This window comes from Pseudoxanthomonas sp. LjRoot125 (assembly GCF_964252705.1).
Classification (GTDB): Bacteria; Pseudomonadota; Gammaproteobacteria; order Xanthomonadales; family Xanthomonadaceae; genus Pseudoxanthomonas_A.
The window spans coordinates 1,648,070-1,664,054 of sequence record NZ_CAXUOY020000001.1 but is presented as its reverse complement, the minus strand read 5'-3'; the positions used below and the strand labels follow the sequence as shown (position 1 = coordinate 1,664,054).

General features: G+C 68.4%; 13 protein-coding genes. 9 read left to right on the top strand and 4 right to left on the bottom strand.

What is annotated here, in order from left to right; genetic code table 11:
• Window positions 1–12: 12 nt before the first annotated feature.
• From ACSION_RS07615 to ACSION_RS07605, 3 genes are read left to right on the top strand one after another with little or no spacing between them, the layout of a single operon-like run.
• Window positions 13–2,073 (top strand): NAD-dependent epimerase/dehydratase family protein, encoded by a 2,061-nt coding sequence (locus ACSION_RS07615; protein WP_435305519.1) that lies wholly within the window; start codon window positions 13–15, stop codon window positions 2,071–2,073.
• Window positions 2,057–3,199 (top strand): GNAT family N-acetyltransferase, encoded by a 1,143-nt coding sequence (locus tag ACSION_RS07610; protein ID WP_435305518.1) that lies wholly within the window; start codon window positions 2,057–2,059, stop codon window positions 3,197–3,199. The genes ACSION_RS07615 and ACSION_RS07610 overlap by 17 nt, the downstream gene beginning before the upstream one ends.
• A complete protein-coding gene (locus ACSION_RS07605; RefSeq protein WP_435305517.1) occupies window positions 3,196–4,290 on the top strand; it encodes a GNAT family N-acetyltransferase in 1,095 nt (364 codons plus the stop codon). Before ACSION_RS07610 ends, ACSION_RS07605 begins: the two co-directional genes overlap by 4 nt.
• A 10-nt stretch (window positions 4,291–4,300) precedes the next feature.
• On the opposite strand, the gene ACSION_RS07600 is transcribed toward ACSION_RS07605, so the two are convergent.
• The 3 genes from ACSION_RS07600 to ACSION_RS07590 form a co-directional block, all read right to left on the bottom strand.
• Complete coding sequence (locus ACSION_RS07600) at window positions 4,301–4,930, bottom strand: hypothetical protein (protein ID WP_435305516.1); 630 nt, start codon at window positions 4,928–4,930, stop codon at window positions 4,301–4,303.
• Window positions 4,927–6,438 carry an oligosaccharide flippase family protein gene (locus tag ACSION_RS07595; RefSeq protein ID WP_435305515.1) on the bottom strand — a complete coding sequence of 504 codons (1,512 nt, stop codon included), beginning with the start codon at window positions 6,436–6,438 and terminating at the stop codon, window positions 4,927–4,929. The genes ACSION_RS07600 and ACSION_RS07595 overlap by 4 nt, the downstream gene beginning before the upstream one ends.
• 88 nt (window positions 6,439–6,526) lie before the next feature.
• On the bottom strand, window positions 6,527–7,561 hold the full coding sequence (locus tag ACSION_RS07590) for an acyltransferase family protein (protein ID WP_435305514.1): 1,035 nt from the start codon (window positions 7,559–7,561) through the stop codon (window positions 6,527–6,529).
• Between the two features lie 92 nt (window positions 7,562–7,653).
• Between ACSION_RS07590 and ACSION_RS07585 the strand changes: the two genes are divergently transcribed.
• Genes ACSION_RS07585 through ACSION_RS07575 form a run of 3 tightly spaced genes read left to right on the top strand, consistent with a single transcriptional unit; the run spans window position 7,654 to window position 11,838 of the window.
• Window positions 7,654–8,841, top strand: a complete 1,188-nt coding sequence (locus ACSION_RS07585) for a glycosyltransferase (RefSeq protein WP_435305513.1) — start codon at window positions 7,654–7,656, stop codon at window positions 8,839–8,841.
• 33 nt (window positions 8,842–8,874) lie between these two features.
• Complete coding sequence (asnB, locus tag ACSION_RS07580; protein WP_435305512.1) at window positions 8,875–10,860, top strand: asparagine synthase (glutamine-hydrolyzing); 1,986 nt, start codon at window positions 8,875–8,877, stop codon at window positions 10,858–10,860.
• A gap of 33 nt (window positions 10,861–10,893) precedes the next feature.
• Window positions 10,894–11,838, top strand: a complete 945-nt coding sequence (locus ACSION_RS07575) for a methyltransferase domain-containing protein (protein ID WP_435305511.1) — start codon at window positions 10,894–10,896, stop codon at window positions 11,836–11,838.
• 10 nt (window positions 11,839–11,848) lie between these two features.
• Here the strand turns inward: ACSION_RS07575 and ACSION_RS07570 are convergent, their stop codons facing one another.
• Window positions 11,849–13,081 (bottom strand): PQQ-dependent sugar dehydrogenase, encoded by a 1,233-nt coding sequence (locus tag ACSION_RS07570; protein WP_435305510.1) that lies wholly within the window; start codon window positions 13,079–13,081, stop codon window positions 11,849–11,851.
• A 138-nt stretch (window positions 13,082–13,219) separates the two neighbouring features.
• Between ACSION_RS07570 and ACSION_RS07565 the strand changes: the two genes are divergently transcribed.
• The 3 genes from ACSION_RS07565 to nadE are packed head-to-tail and all read left to right on the top strand — an operon-like array spanning window position 13,220 to window position 15,982.
• Entirely contained in the window at window positions 13,220–13,474 is a 255-nt protein-coding gene (locus ACSION_RS07565; protein WP_435305509.1) for an acyl carrier protein, read from the top strand.
• A 16-nt stretch (window positions 13,475–13,490) separates the two neighbouring features.
• On the top strand, window positions 13,491–15,005 hold the full coding sequence (locus ACSION_RS07560) for a class I adenylate-forming enzyme family protein (RefSeq protein ID WP_435305508.1): 1,515 nt from the start codon (window positions 13,491–13,493) through the stop codon (window positions 15,003–15,005).
• Window positions 15,002–15,982 carry an NAD(+) synthase gene (gene nadE / locus ACSION_RS07555; RefSeq protein WP_093490527.1) on the top strand — a complete coding sequence of 327 codons (981 nt, stop codon included), beginning with the start codon at window positions 15,002–15,004 and terminating at the stop codon, window positions 15,980–15,982. The genes ACSION_RS07560 and nadE overlap by 4 nt, the downstream gene beginning before the upstream one ends.
• Window positions 15,983–15,985 lie beyond the last annotated feature (3 nt).

Below are 15,985 nucleotides of genomic sequence, written 5' to 3'. Positions count from 1 at the left end.
GACCCTTTCCCCATGACCCAACCCGCTTCCACCCGCCTCCGCGTCGCCCTCGTCGGCGCCGGCTACGTCGCCACCCATCACCTGGCCGCGCTCAAGCAACTGGACTTCGTCGACGTGGTCGGCATCTGCGATCCGCAGCTGCCCGCCGCGCAGGCGCTCGCCGACCGTTTCGGCGTGAAGCGCGTGGCCGCCCGCCTGGACGACCTTGCCGACCTTCTCCCGCAGGCCGTGTACGTCCTCACGCCACCGGCCTTCCACGCCGCCATCGCGCTGCAGGCGATGGAGATGGGTTGCCACGTGCTCGTCGAGAAGCCGATGGCCGACACGGTCGCCGATTGCGAAGCCATGATCGCCGCCGCGCGCACGCGCAAAGTACAGTTGGGCGTCAACCACTCCGACCTGTTCGATCCGGTGCTGATGCAGGCCGTGCAGGCGGTCCGCGACGGACGCATTGGCGACGTCGTCTCGGTGGAGATCGTGCGAAATTCGGAGTACCCCCCCTATGCGGGCGGCCCGTTGCCGGGTTCGGTCACGCAGGGCTCCTACCCGTTCCGCGACCTCGGCGTGCACGGCCTCTACACCATCGAAGCCTTCCTCGGCCCGGTGCAGGACCTGCGCGTGGACTACCAAGCACGCGGCACCGATCCGAACCTGCACTTCGACGAATGGCAGGCACATGTCCAGGCGCGCGATGGCGTGGGCCGGCTGCTGCTGTCGTGGAATGCGCGCCCGATGGAGAACCGCGTCTTCGTGCGCGGCACCCGCGGCACGATCGAAGTCGACCGCTTCCTGCAGACCTGCCGCATCCACCGCGTCCTGCCGGGACCGAAGTTCATCGGCATCGTCGCCAACGCGCTCTTCAGCGCGGTCAAGGATGTCTTCCGGGTACCGTGGAACGTGGTGCGTTTCGCCACGGGCATGCTCAAGCCGTCTCCGGGCATCCGCCGCGGCGCCGTCGAATTCGCGCGCGCCGCCCGTGACAACGCCACACCGCCCTTCACCGGTGACGACGCACTGCGCATCGCGCGCTTGCTGGAGCCGGCTTGCGCCGCGCCGGATGCCGAACGTATCGCGCTGCTGGAATCGCGCTACGTCGACCTGCCGCCCGCCGACGCCCTGGTGACCGGTGCCGCGGGCTTCCTCGGCAAGCGCGTGGTGGCGCGCCTGCGCGAACAGGGCAAGACCGTGCGCGTGCTGGTGCGCAGGCCCGTGGCGGCCTATAGCGCCGATGCCGGCGTCCAGACGGTCGTGGGCGACCTGGGCGATCCACGCATCGTCCGCCATGCGGTACGCGGCGTGCCGCTGGTCTATCACGTGGGCGCGGCGATGCGCGGCGGCCCGCGCGATTTCGAGGCGGGCACCGTCTGGGGCACGCGCAACATGATCGAGGCGTGCGTGGCCGAATCGACCGCGCGCCTGGTCTACGTCAGTTCGATGAGCGTGTTCGACCACGCCGGTCGCGATCCGGCCGCGGTGATGACCGAATCCTCGCCGCTGGAACCGCATCCGGAATGGCGCGGCGCCTACACCCAGACCAAGCTCTCGGCCGAACGCAGGGTGCTGGATGCCATCGCGCAGCACGGCCTGCCCGCCGTCATCGTGCGGCCCGGCCAGATCTTCGGTCCCGGCGCGGAGAAGGTCACGCCGAATGGCGTGATCGGCCTCGCCGGCCGCTGGGTCGCCGTCGGCAATGGCGCGGTGGCGCTGCCGCTGGTCTACGTGGACGACGTGGTGGATGCGCTGATCTGCGCGGCAGAAGCACCACTGCCGACGCAGCGCGTGTTCAACGTGGTGGACACCTCGCCGGTGACCCAGCAGGATTATTTGGCGCGTTGCCGCCGCAAGCTCGGCAGCGAAGTGAAGGTGGTGCGCGTTCCGCGCTGGACGTTCATGCTGCTCGGCTTCGGCGTGGAGCAACTGGGCAAGGTCCTGCGCCGCGACGTTCCGCTGACGCGCTACCGCGTGCGCTCGCTGCGCCCGCTCGCCAACTTCGACACCACCGCCGCGCGTTCGGAGCTGGGCTGGACGCCGCGAACCGGCGTGGAGAAAGGGCTGGATGCGACGTTCGGTTGATGACGGCGCGCCGACCGCACGTTACGACGTGCGCGTCGAGCGGCTGCCGGACATGGATGTGCTGGAAACCCGCTGGCGTGCGCTTGAAGTGCGCAGTCGCGGCAGTTTCTTCCTGAGTTGGATCTGGATAGGCACCTGGCTGCGCACGCTGTGCCCCTTGCCGCGTGCGCGTCTGATGTCCGTGTGGTTGGACGGCGAATGCGTCGGCATGGGCATCGTGGTCGAGCAACGCCGGTGGTTCGCGCTCGGCCTCAAGCATGTCCGCCTGCACCAGGTGGGCGAACGCGTCGCCGACAGCATCACCGTCGAATTCAACGGCGTGCTCTCGCTCGATGGCTGCGAGCATGACGTGCTCGCCGCATGCGTGGCGCACTTCGAGCACCGCGAACGGCACTGGCTGACCCTGTACCTTCCGGGCCTGGACATGGATGGCATTCCGCTGGAACGCCTTCGTTCGCCGCAGCTGCGCCTGCAGATGATGGCGCGGCCTACGCCCTACGTGGACCTGGCGAGCCTGCGGCTGACCCAGCAGGATTACGTGAGCACGGTGCCCGGCAGCAGCACGCGTGCGCGCCTGCGCCGCACCGCACGCAAACTGGCCGACCAGTTCGGCCCGCTCGCCTGCAGCACGGCGGTGACGCTGCAGGACCGGCTCGCCTTCTTCGATGAGCTCGCGCGACTGCACCAGGCGCATTGGGATGAAGACACCGGCGACCAGGGTGCCTTCGGCGATCCGCGCGTCATCGCGTTCCACCGCGCACTGATCGCCGCCTCCACCTCGGACGCCGGCGTGCACCTGATGCGGCTCGAGGCCGGCGAGGCGACCGTGGGCTATCTCTACCACCTGGTCTGGCGCGGCACGAGCTGCTTCTACCAGGCCGGTATCGACTACCGGCAGGTGGGCCAGGCCGGTAGTCCAGGCCTGCTGCTGCTCGCCAGCGCCATCAACGAATTCCTCGGCAACGGCTTCGACCGTTACGAGCTGATGGCCGGCCACGTCGATTACAAGCGGGCGCTGGCGATGGCCGAAGGCCGCATGGGCTGGCTGTCGGTGGACCGGGTCGGCTGGCGTGCGCGCATCGTCGACCTCTACCGTCGTCGGCGCGGCGAGGAGATCGTGCCGTGAGCTTGCGCACGCGCTTGCGCCCGCTGGATGACCTGTCCAACGACGATCTGCGCGCGTGGGAAAGACTGGCGAAGTCTTCCGCTGCATCGGTGCCGTTCCTGCATCCGGGCTTCGTGCTCGCCGCCGCGCGCTGGCTGACTCCCGATGCGCCACCGGTCGTCCTCACGGTGGAGCGCGACGATGCCCTGCTCGGTCTCACCTGTCTGCAGCGCCGCGCGCCCAACCTGTTCGTGCCGGTGCCGCACTGGCGTGCCTACCGGCACCAGCACGCCTTCCAGTCCGGTGTGCTGCACCTGCCTGGCGAGGCCATCGAGGTCGCGGGCGCCATCGCTGCACGCATGCGCGAGGGCACCCTGCGCGACCGCGCGATCGTCTGGCACAACGTCGCCGGCGACGGCGAACTGTGGGCCGCGTTGCGCGACCAGGCGGACCTCGCATGGTCGCAGACCGCGCTCTCGCAGCGGCCCGTGCTGCGGCGCCACCCCGACGACGTGCCAGCGGCGGCGCGCGTCCGTGCCGCCACCGCCAAGGACCTGCGCCGGCGACTGCGTCGCTTGCAGGAACGCGGCGACGTCAGCCTGCGCATCCTGCAGGGCGCGGAGGCGGACGCGGCCGCGGCGATGCGGCACCTGACGCTGGAAGATGCAGGCTGGAAGGGCGAGCGAGGAAGCTCGATGTTGGCCTCGGAGGGCGAGCGCACGTTCTTTCTTGAACTGGTGCCGCGACTGGCCAGCAGTGGCGGCATGGTGTTCGTGGAAACGCTGTGCGGCGACCAGGTGGTAGCGAGCAGCAGCAACCTCCACCTGGGCGGCGGACTGAGCGGATTCAAGACCGGGTGGGACCCTGCGTTTGCGACGAGCAGCCCGGGCAAGCTCAACGAGTGGCACCTGCTGCAGGCACTGGACCAGCGATGGCCGGAGCTCGCGCTATTCGACAGCCAGGCGCATGAAACGTCCTACATGGCCGATTTGTTGCCGGACCGGCAGCCGATGGTATCGGGCATCCTGCACGTGGGTCGCCTGCACCGCATCGCAATGGCCGGCGCGAGACCGTTGCGGCCGCTCGCCTATCGGCTGGGGCACGACGACTGAGGCGCGCGGATCAGGCGATCTGCGCGTGGTGCCAGGCGATCTCTTCGGCCGACATGCTCAAATGCGACTGCCCCGGCCGGAGCTGCGCCGGTGTCGGCAGGCCTTCGGGCGGCAGGCTGCGCCAGAGCCGTCCACGACCCAGGCGCAGGCTGCGCACGGTGGCGAATCGGCTGAAGCCCATGGCCGCATGCGCACGCAACGACGGCCGGTTGGACACGCTCACGTCGGAGAAGTATTCCATCGGTGTGGACTCCACCGTCATGCCCGCGCCCATCATCGCCAGCAACAGGCGGCGGCCGCGCCGCTCGGGCACGACGAAGGCGTCGCGTAGCCATACCTGGGTCTCGTTCAGGGGAACCTGCCAGGCGAATTCGTCCATGTAGCGCGGCACGCCGTGCAGCGCCCAGAACCATGCGACGAGCTGCTCGCCTTCCTCGATGGCGAAGCAGCGCATGCCGTGGTCGTAGCGGCGCTGCAGGCGCTCTGGCTTTCCCGACATGCCGTTGGCGCGATAAGCCTGGACCAACCGCGCCTTGTCGGCTTCGCGCATCTCCAGGAAGCGCTGGTTTTCCGCAAGCGCCAACAGGCAGCTGGTCGCCGCGCGACGGCGCAACAGCGCGATGGCGTTGAACTCGATCATGACGTGCCTTCCCCTTGCCGCGTCCGTATTCCCGGGATCCGCGAACGGGACACCCCGATACCTGCCAGCGCGTCCCCGACCAGGTCGCGCGCGAATCCCCACAGGCCTACACCATACACAACCACGCCGACCAATACTTCGGTGGCCAGTCGCCACGGCGCGCCGATCGCGGGCCCCAGTGCCCAGCGACACGCCAGCACCGCGAGTGCCATCGCCACGCTCGCCGACGCGATGCGCAGCAACGCGGGGCTCAGTCCGCGCAGGCGCAACCCATCGATGCGGCAGGCCTGCACCGTCAGCACCCACTGCACCAGCGCCGCCACGCCGATCGCCGCGGACGCCCACAGCACGCCCCCCTTCGACAACAACCACAGCGCCGCGACGAGGCTCGCCATCGTCGCGACTTCGATCCACATCAAACGATGATTGCGTCCATGCGCCGACAGGAACGCCGACAGGATGAAGCTACCCGGGCCCGGCAGCGACGCGATCGCCAACACGCTCAGCAGTGGCGCCACCTGCGCCCACGTGGGCGGCAGCAGCGCCTCCACCAGCGTCGTCGCGCACACCGCTAAGCCGGCCGACATGGGGAACAGCACCAGCGCCGTGAAGGTCAACGCACGCACCATCAATGCCGGGCGCGCGGCAGGGTCGGCCCGCACCATCGCCGGCATCATCACCGTGCCGATGTGGCCGCCGACGTAGACCGCAGGCAGCTGCGCCAGGTTGAACGCCAAGCCGTAACTGCCAGCATCATGCGCGCCGACCAGGCGCAGCATCAGCGGCTTGTCCCAGTAGCGCGCGCCTTCGCTCAGCACGATTTCACCGGTGATCGGTGCACCGAAGCGCAGCAGGTCCCGCAGGCGCGCCAGCGGAATCCTGACGGGCGCCAACCAGCTGCTCAGGCCCGTCGCCGACAGCGTGACGCCCGCGATCACCGTCGACTGCGCGATGAAAGCGAGGATCATCGAATGTCCGCCCAGCGTCGTGGTGCTCACCAGGGTCACCGCGACGATGGCGTAGACGATGTCGCCCAGCGCAGTGCCGGCGGCGATGCGGCCGAAGCGCAGCTCGCGGGCGAGCAACTTGTCGGGGATCGCACCGATCCGGCGGATGCCGATGCCGAGCAGCGCGCCCGGCAGGTACTCGGCTACGCGCGGCGCTTGCAGCCACGACGCGAGCGCCGGCGCGGCGAACCACAGGCCCGCGATCATCGCCAATCCGGCGATCAGGTAGACCACGCTGGCGGCGAAGATCGCTTCGCGGCCCTGGTCGCCCTTCACCACCACGTACTGGCCGCAGCCCCACGCGGCCACCCAGTTGCCGGTCAGTGCGACGACCGTCGCCACCGTGACCTCGGCGACGATGTCGGGCGTCAGGTGGCGTGCGACCAGCAGCGTGCCCACCAGCCCGACTGCGCGGCCCAGCAGGCCGCCGACGATGCCGTAGGCGGCGGACGAAGCAATCTTGGCGAACAGGCCCGGCGCCGCGGTTCCTGCGTCGCTCATGCGTGGCGTGCTCGGGGGATTGGGTGCAAGCGAATGTCCTGGACGGCCGGAATGGAGAATGCGACGGCTGCCGCAGGGTGAGCATGCCTCATCGATTCACCAGTGTGTGCATGCGCGCCGCCTTCCAGTTGCCGCGGATCCATTCCATGGCGGGACGTTCGACCAGCCGGTGCAGGAGCGTGGCCAGCGCCAGCGAGAGCGCGGCCGCGCCCAGGCAGGCCAGCCAGGCCGGCACGCCCAGGCGCTCCAGATGGTGGATCACCACGAACCCGATGGCCTGGTGGACGAGGTACAGCGTGTACGAGATCCCGCCGAGGAACGCGAAGAACCGCGTATCCAGGAACGCCAGCTTCCCGCGTATGAACAACGCGAAGATCGCGCAACACACCAGCGCCACCGGCAGGAAGATCGGGCGCTCCCCGATCGCGATGGCAAGCAGCGCGCACAGCAACATCGCCAGGTTCAGCCGCCACTCCGCCGGGTAGCGGTGCAGACGATAGAACAGGATGCCGATCGCGAAGAACGGGATGAAGCGCAGGATCATCAGCTCCCGCACCCAATACGAAAAATGCCAGTGGTGCTTCTCGCACACACCCTCGATGGTCGCCAGCACCAGCCAGCCGCCGATGATCCAGTGGATCCGCTTCAGCTGCCCGAGCAGGTACCAGAACAGCATCTGCACGTAGAAGAACAACTCGATCTGCAGCGTCCAGTAGGAGCCATCCAGGTGCTCCGCGCCCAGGATCTCCTGCACCATGGTGAAGTTGAGCAACGCCTGCCCGGTGGGCAGCTGCTGCAGCGGCAAGCCCACGCTGTAGACCACGCAAGCGGTCAGCAGTACCGCCACCCAGTAGGCCGGGAACAGGCGGGAGAACCGGGACACCACGAAATCGGCCGCCGTACGGGTACGCTCCAGCGTCATGAAGATCACGAAACCGCTGATCAGGAAGAACAGGTAGACGCCGTACTTCCCCGCCAGCAGATCCACCGGCATGCCCTTGGCATGGCCGATCTGCTCCTCGTAACGCGTTGTGAAGTGGTAACCCAGCACGGCGACCGCGGCGATACCGCGCAGGGCATCCAGTTCCACCATCCGCGAGGGCGAAGACGTTTCGTGACCCACCCTATCCCCCTGCATCGGCATGACTCGGCTTTTACAACGCCAACCACGCCATGCGGCGGACAGTCCGGCGCCGCCGTCATTCCGTTCCCCGCATGCGCATCCTGATCGTCACCTCCCAGTTCCCGATCGCCGGGGAACCGAACCGCGGCCGCCCCGTGTACCAGACCGTGCGCGAGCTTTCGCGCCTGGCGCAGGTGAAGGTGCTCAGCCCGATCGCCACGTATCCCCGCTGGGCGCAGCCGCGCAGCTACCTGTACCGCGCGGCCGACGACGGACACGTGGCCCCCGGCTGCGATGTGGACTACGTCACTTACCCCGCCCTGCCCGCGCTGAGCCGCCCGTTCAACGGCCACCTGTCCGCTCAGGCGCTGGCGCGACCGGTCCGGGCATTCGCTCCGGACGTGGTGCTGGCGTACTGGCTCTACCCCGATGGCTACGGCGCCATGCGCGCCGCGCGCGCGGCGGGCGTGCCTTTCGTCGCCGGCGCGCGCGGTTCCGACCTGCGCGTGCGCGATGCCATCAGTCGCCGCCTGACCCAACCCGTCGTCCGCGCCGCGCAGCGCCTGCTGGTGGTCAGCGAGGACCTGGGCCGCGTCGCCGTCAGCCAGTACGGTGCGGCCCCGGAGCGCATCCGCGCGATTCCCAACGGCTGCGACGCCGCCTTGTTCCACCCGGGCGACCGCCGCGCGGCACGCGAGGCGCTGGGATTGCCGCAGGACGCCGAGATCATCCTCTATGTCGGGCGACTGGTCCCGGAGAAGGGGCTTCGGGAGCTGCTGCACGCGACACGGCGCATAGCCGCCACCCGGCCGCGCGCGCGCGTCGTCTTCGTTGGCGACGGCCCCATGCAAGCCGAACTCGCGGCGGCCCTGGTCGCCGAACCGGGATTGCCGCTGCACCTGGCCGGAGGCCAGGCGCCGGCGGAGGTCGCGCGCTGGATGGTCGCTTCGGACCTGGTGACGCTGCCGAGCTATTCCGAAGGCCATCCCAATGTACTGGTCGAGGCACTGGCCTGCGGTCGTCCGGTAGTCGCCACGCCCGTGGGGGGGATCCCGGAAGTGGTCGATGCCGCCAGCGGACTGTTGGTGCCGGCCCGCGATGCGGATGCGCTGGCCGACGCGCTGGCGCAGGCGCTCGACCGGCGATGGGACGAAGCGGCACTCGCGCAACGTTTTTCCCGCGACTGGCGGCAGGTGGCGCGGGAAACGCTGCTGGCTTGCGAGGAAGCCGTCGCCGGGGCACGAACGGCGCGCAGCGGCTATGCGGCCGATTCGGCCTGACACCAACACGGATACGGACAGGGGATAAGGCACATGTGCGGAATCGCGGGTTTCATGGGTCCCGATGTGGTCACGGCCAGCGCACGCGACGCACTGGAGCGGATGATCCATCCGCTCGCGCATCGCGGCCCGGACGGTTTCGGCTTCCATGCGGCGCCCAGCATCGGCCTGGCGCATGCGCGGCTGTCGATCATCGACCTGTCCACCGGCGACCAGCCGATCCACAACCCGCGCCGCACCGTGTGGACCGTCTTCAACGGCGAGATCTTCAACTTCGTCGAACTGCGACAGATGCTCGAGGCCAAGGGCCATCACTTCTACACGCACTCCGACACCGAAGTGATCGTGCACCTCTACGACCGTTACGGCGAGGATTTCGTCCAGCACCTCAACGGCCAGTTCGCCATCGCGCTGTGGGACAGCGAGCGCCAGCGCCTGGTGCTGGCGCGCGACCGCGCCGGCATCCGTCCCCTGTACTACACGCGCCAGCGCGGCCGCTTGTGGTTCGCCTCGGAAGTGAAATCGCTGCTCGCGGTCTTGCCCGAGTGCGCGCACCTGGAAACGCAGGCGCTGCTGCAGACGCTGACCTATTGGGCGCCGGTGGATCCGGAAACCCTGTACCAGGGCGTGCAGAGCCTGCCTCCGGGCCACGTACTGACCGTCGAGCGCGACGGGCGCCAGCACATGCGCCGCTACTGGGACTGGACGTTCCCGGACGCGCAGGACACCTCGCCCGCGCGCTACCCGTTGACACTGGAACAGGCCACCGCCGAACTGCGCGAACTGCTGGTCGACGCCGTGCGCCTGCAACTGCGCGCCGACGTGCCGGTGGGCGCCTACCTCAGCGGCGGCCTGGATTCCTCCGGCATCGTCGCCCTGATCCGCGGCTTCACCGACACGCCGGTGCGCACGTTCTCGGTAGCATTCGAAGACGGCGAGTTCGACGAGAGCGAATACCAACAGGCGATGGTGCGGCACCTGGGTACTGAACACACCACGCTGACCTGCACGCGCCGCGACATCGGCGAAGCGCTGCCGCGCCTGATCCGCCACACCGAGACCCCGGTCCTGCGCACCGGCCCCATCCCGCTGATGCTGCTGGCCGGCAGCGTCCGCCGGCATGGGTACAAGGTCGTCCTGACCGGCGAAGGGGCCGACGAAGTGTTCGGTGGCTACGATCTGTTCAAGGAAGCGAAGATCCGCCGCTTCTGGGCTCGCCAGCCCGATTCCCGGATGCGCCCGCGCCTGCTGCAGAAACTGTACGGGTACCTGCCGAACTCGCCCGTCAGCAACCCGGCGTTCGCGCAGTCGTTTTTCGGCCAGGGCATGGAGCATCTGCACCGGCCGATCTTCGCCCACGTGCCGCGCTGGACCACCTCGCAGCGCGCACTCGCCTTCCTGTCGCCCGAACTGCGTGCCACCGCCATGCGCTGGGACGCGCTGGATGCCTACGAACAGACGCTGCCACCGGACATGGCGCGCTGGAGCGACCTGGCCCGCGACCAGTACGTGGAAGCGAAATCGTTGCTGGCCGGCTACCTGCTGTCGTCGCAAGGCGACCGCGTGGCGATGGCGAACTCCATCGAAGGCCGCTTCCCGTATCTCGACCATCGCGTCATCGAATTCGCCAACCGCCTGCCGCCCAGCTTCAAGATCCGCGGCATGACGGAGAAGTACCTGCTGCGTCGCGCACTGGCCGACCTGCTGCCGCCGGACATCGCGCAGCGGACCAAGCAACCGTACCGCGCCCCCGACAGCCAGAGTTTCTTCTTCGATGGCAAGCCGCTGGACTACGTGGCCGACCTGTTGTCGCCGGAATCGATCCGCGAGGCAGGCTACTTCGATGCCGCCGCGGTCGGGCGTCTGGTGGAAAAATGCAGGCAGGGCCGGGCCACCGGCTTCGGCGACAACCAGGCCTTCATGGGCGTGTTGTCCACGATGCTGGTGCACCGGCAGACCGTGGAGACACGCCTGGCGCCGGCCGGGGCCACGGCACAGCCTTCGGGCGCGATCGCGTAACACCGACCACGCGGCATATCGAGGAATCAAGGCATGGATTGGCGGGTCAAGGGCATCATCCAGAAGGTTCTCGGCGCGTTGCCCGGTGGGCATACGATGCACTTCCACCTGCAGCGACGTTTCGGCGGCCTGCGCGATTTCGATGGCGAACTCGCGACCAAGGTGGACGACTGGGAGATTATGGTCGGCCACCTGCGCGATGCCGGCATCGTGCTGCCCGGCGTGCGCGCCTTCGAGATCGGCACCGGCTGGTATCCAACCTTCCCGTTCGCCTGTTATCTGGCGGGTGCGGCGCGCGTGACCACGTACGACCTCAACCCGCACCTGCGCATGGACCTGACGATCCGCTGCGCGGAAGTGCTGGGCGGATTCCTGGGGCGCATCGCGACCGTGGCGGGCACGCCGCTATCCGAGGTCGAAGCCCGTCATCGGCGACTGCTCGACGCCCTGCGGAAAGGGTCGGACCTGGAAGCCGCCAGCGATGGCGTCATCCACTACCGCGCACCCGCCGATGCCACCCGCAGCGCGCTGCCGGATGGCGATGTGGACGTGGTGTTCTCCAACAGCGTGCTGGAGCACGTGCCGCCGGAGGTCATCGATGCGATGTATGCCGAATCGATGCGCGTCCTGTCGCCGCGCGGGGTGATGTTCCATTCGGTCAACTGCGGCGACCACTACGCCTACGTGGACCGCAACGTCCACCAACTGAACTACCTGCGCTACTCCGACGAGGAGTGGCAGCGCTGGAACAACGCCTTCCTCTACCAGAACCGCCTGCGTGCGCACTGGTTCGTCGATGGCGCGCGCCGGCACGGCTTCGACATCGATCTCGACACCCGCACCACGCGGGCGGAACGGATGAAGCAACTGGCGGCCATGCCGGTGCATCCGACGTTCGCGGACGTGCCCGCCGAACAGCTCTGCATCACCAGCGTGGACTTCATCGCGCGCAAGCCGGCGTCGACGACGGCCGCCTGAAGACGGTGCGTTACGGAGCGCCGGCCGCCGGCGCTGCCGGTGCGGGTTCCGATACGGCGGCCGGCGCGTGCGCGATGCGCAACAGCTTGCCATCGGGCGCTGGCGCGTCGACCAGCACGTAGAGCGCGCCGTCCGGCCCTTGCCGCACGTCGCGGATGCGCTGGTTGCGGTCCACCAGCAAGCGTTCCTCATGCACGACGCGATCGCCGTCCAGTTCGAGCCGGATCAGCGCCTTCGATGCGAGCGCACCCAGGAACAGATTGCCTTTCCAGCCCGGCAATGCGTCGCCGGTGTAGAACGCCATGCCGCTGAGGCCGGGCGACTTCATCCACACGTGGTGAGGTGGTTCCATGCCGGGCGCCGCATTGCCCTGCGATCCGGGCACCGGGCGCCCGCTGTAGTCCACCCCGTGGGTGACTACCGGCCAACCGTAGTTGAGGCCCGCCTTCGGCAGGTTGAGTTCGTCCCCGCCCATGGGTCCATGTTCGGTGGCCCACAGTTGGCGGGTGACCGGATGCAGCGCCGCACCCTGCACGTTGCGATGGCCGTAAGACCAGATTTCGCCGCGAGCCCCGGCTTTGGCCACGAAGGGATTGTCGGCCGGCACGGTGCCGTCCGGACGGATGCGCACGATCTTGCCTGACAGCTTGTCCAGCTCCTGCGCCGTCGCCGCGCCCACCCGATTGTCGCCATGGGTGACGAACAGGTGCCCCTGGTCGTCGAACACCAGCCTCGCGCCCACGTGCGTGCCATGGGAAAGCTTGGGTTCCTGCCGGTAGACGACGGCCGCGTCGACCAGCGCGTTGTCCTGCAGCTTTCCGCGCACCACCGCAGTCCCGGCCTTGTTGCCGCGGAAGGTGGGTTCGGCAAAGGCCAGGTACACCAGGTTGTCGTTGGCGTAGCCCGGCGATAGCGCGACATCGAGCAAGCCAGCCTGGCCGTCGACGAAGATTTTCGGCAGCCCGGCGACCGGTTCCGACACGCTCCCGTCGGCCGCGATCCGCCGCAGGCGACCCGCGCGTTCCGTAACGAGCATTCCGCCATCAGGCAGGAACGCCACCGACCAAGGATGATCGAGCCCGACCACCTGCTCCGATACCGTGAACGCCTGCTTCTCGGAGGCGTACGTCACGGCCGGGGCATCCAGCACGGTGCGCGGCGGCGCAGCGGGTTCCGCGACGGGCGCGTTCTGCCGGCAGCCGGCCAGCGCCACCAGGGCCAGCATCAGGAAGGAAGCACGCATCGTGGACTCCTGTCAGTGACGTCGGGCGGCGATGGTAGCACCGGGAATGTCCGCGCTGCCCCCCCGTCCCCTTGGCCGGTGAACGTCCGAACCGCCGTTCATCTGGACAGCAACGGAACAGGAAATGCCGGGGACACCATGCCGCAGAAGCAACAGATCAAGACCTTCATCCTGCAGAACTTCCTCTTCTCGGACGATCCGTCCGCCGTGGGCGATCAGGACTCGCTGATCCAGGGAGGCATCATCGATTCCACCGGCATCCATGAGCTCGTCTTCTTCCTGGAAGACGCGTTCAAGCTGCAGATCGCAGCCGAGGAAATGACGCCGGCGAATTTCGACTCGATCCAGACCGTCGACGCGTTCGTTTCGCGCAAGCTCGCCGTCGTCGTCTGAGCGCCCCTGCCTGCCGATGGAGCGCCTGACCGCCCGCCTCGCCCGGAACGCTCGCAGCGCCCCTCAGCGCGTCGCGATGATCGATGGTGCGCGGTCGGTCGACTACGCGACGTTCTGGCAGCAGGCATGCGGTTTCGCCCGCTACCTGCGCCATGTCGGGCTGCAGCCGCAAGACCGCGTGGCCCTCGTGTTGCCCAATCGCATCGAGGCCGCCGCGGCGATCTATGGCACGTGGCTGGCCGGAGGCGTGGTCGCACCCTTGAACGCACAGGCGCGTTCGCGGGACTTCGGCCCCTGGCTGCGGCATTGCGGGGCTCGTTTCGTCGTGCACGAAGCCGGCCATCGCGACATGGAGCAGACGCTCGCCCAGTGGGATGTCGTCGCCCCTCCGCCGCTCGCCATCGAACTCGCCTCCGAGACGGCACTGCCGCAGGTGGACGGTGACGATGCGGACCTTGCGATCGAAGGCGAAGCGGATGCGAGCCTGGCGCAACTGCTGTACACGTCCGGCACCACGGGCGATCCCAAGGGCGTGATGCTCAGCCACGCCAACGTGGCGGCGAATACCGATGCGGTGATCGCCTATCTCGGACTCACGACGCAGGACACGGTCGTCAGCGTGCTGCCGTTCTATTACGCTTACGGCGCGTCGGTGCTGCACACCCACTTGGCCAGCGGCGCCTGCATCGTGCTCGGGCCGAGCATGGTGTTTCCGATCCAGGTGCTCGACGCCGTACAGCGTCATCGCGCCACCGGCTTCTCCGGCGTGCCGTCGACCTACGTATTGCTGTTGGACATGCTGGAGCGACGTGGCCACGACCTTGCCTCGCTGCGCTACCTGACCCAGGCCGGTGGCGCGATGGCCCCGGCCGTCGCCGACCGCGTGCGCGGCCTGCTGCCCGATACGCGACTGTTCCTGATGTACGGCCAGACCGAAGCGACGTCGCGGATCAGCTGGCTGCCGCCCGAACGGCTCGACGAGAAGCGCGGCTCGGTCGGCATCCCCGTACAGGACACGCACTGGCGCATCCTCGGCGAGGACGGCGCGTCCGCCACGGCAGGCCAACCGGGCGAAGTCTGCGTGCGCGGCCCTGGCATCATGCTGGGCTACTGGAACAATCCCGCCGCGACACAGGCCGTGCTGCGCGACGGTTGGCTGCACACCGGCGACCTCGGTTACGTCGATGCGGAAGGCTACCTCTTCCTCCAAGGCCGCCGCAGCGACATGATCAAGACCGGCGCGCACCGCGTGCACCCCACCGACGTGGAGGAAGTCATCGCCGAATTGCCCGGCATCCGCGAAGTCGCGGTGGTCGGCATCGACGACGACGCGCTGGGCCAGGTGATCAAGGCCTTCATCGTCGCGGACGAAGTCCTGCCGCGTGCGGAAGACCGCATCAAGGCGCACTGCCGCGCGCGCCTGGCCGCCTACAAGATCCCCCGACACATCACCTTCGTCGATGCCCTGCCGCGCACTGCGTCCGGCAAGGTCCGACGTGTCCAACTGACGGAGCAGACCGCAAGCCCATGAGCCAGCTCGACCACCACGTCCTCGACATCGATTACCAGAGCGAAGCCGACCGCATCTGCGCCCGCCTGCGCGAAATCACCGCACGCCAGCTGCACCGGCGTGGCCTGGTCGTCGCGATCTCCGGCGGCATCGACAGCTCGGTCAGCGCCGCGCTCGCGGTCCGCGCGCTGGGTCCCGATCGCGTCTTCACGCTGATCCTTCCCGAGCAGGACTCCTCCGACGACAGTGCGGCGCGTGCGCACATCCTGGCCGAGCATCTCGGCGTGCGGACCGAAACCGTGGACATCGCGCCGGCGCTGGCGGCCATCGGCTGCTACCGCGCGCGTGACGAGGCCGTGCGCAACACGCTGCCCGAGTACGGCGAAGGCTGGAAGTTCAAGATCGTCATCGATGGCGGCACCGAAGGCCGCATCAACCGCTTTCGCCTGATCGCGCAGTCGCCGGATGGCGCCATGCACGAGCGCGACCTCGCGTTGGCCGACTACCTCACGATCGTCGCCGCCACCAACTTCAAGCAGCGCATCCGCAAGACGCTGGAATACTTCCATGCCGACCGCCTGAACTACGGCGTGGTCGGTACGCCGAACCGCGTGGAGTACGACCAGGGCTTCTTCGTCAAGAACGGCGACGGCTCGGCCGACGTCAAGCCGATCGCCCACCTGTACAAATCGCAGGTGTACGGCATGGCACGCCACCTCGGCCTGCCCGAGCGCGTCTGCGCCGCCATCCCGACCACTGACACCTACAGCCTGAGCCAAGGCCAGGACGAGTTCTACTTCGCCCTGCCCTACCAGCAGATGGACCTCGCGATCTGGGCACTCAACCACGACCGTCCGGCCAGCGAGCTCGCCATCGCCCTGGGCATCACCCCAGCGCACGCGCAGGCGGTCTACGACGACATCCGCAACAAGCGCCGCACCACGAAGTACCTGCACATGGCGCCGGTGCTGGCCGGCGACGTTCCCGAACTGGACTGAGCG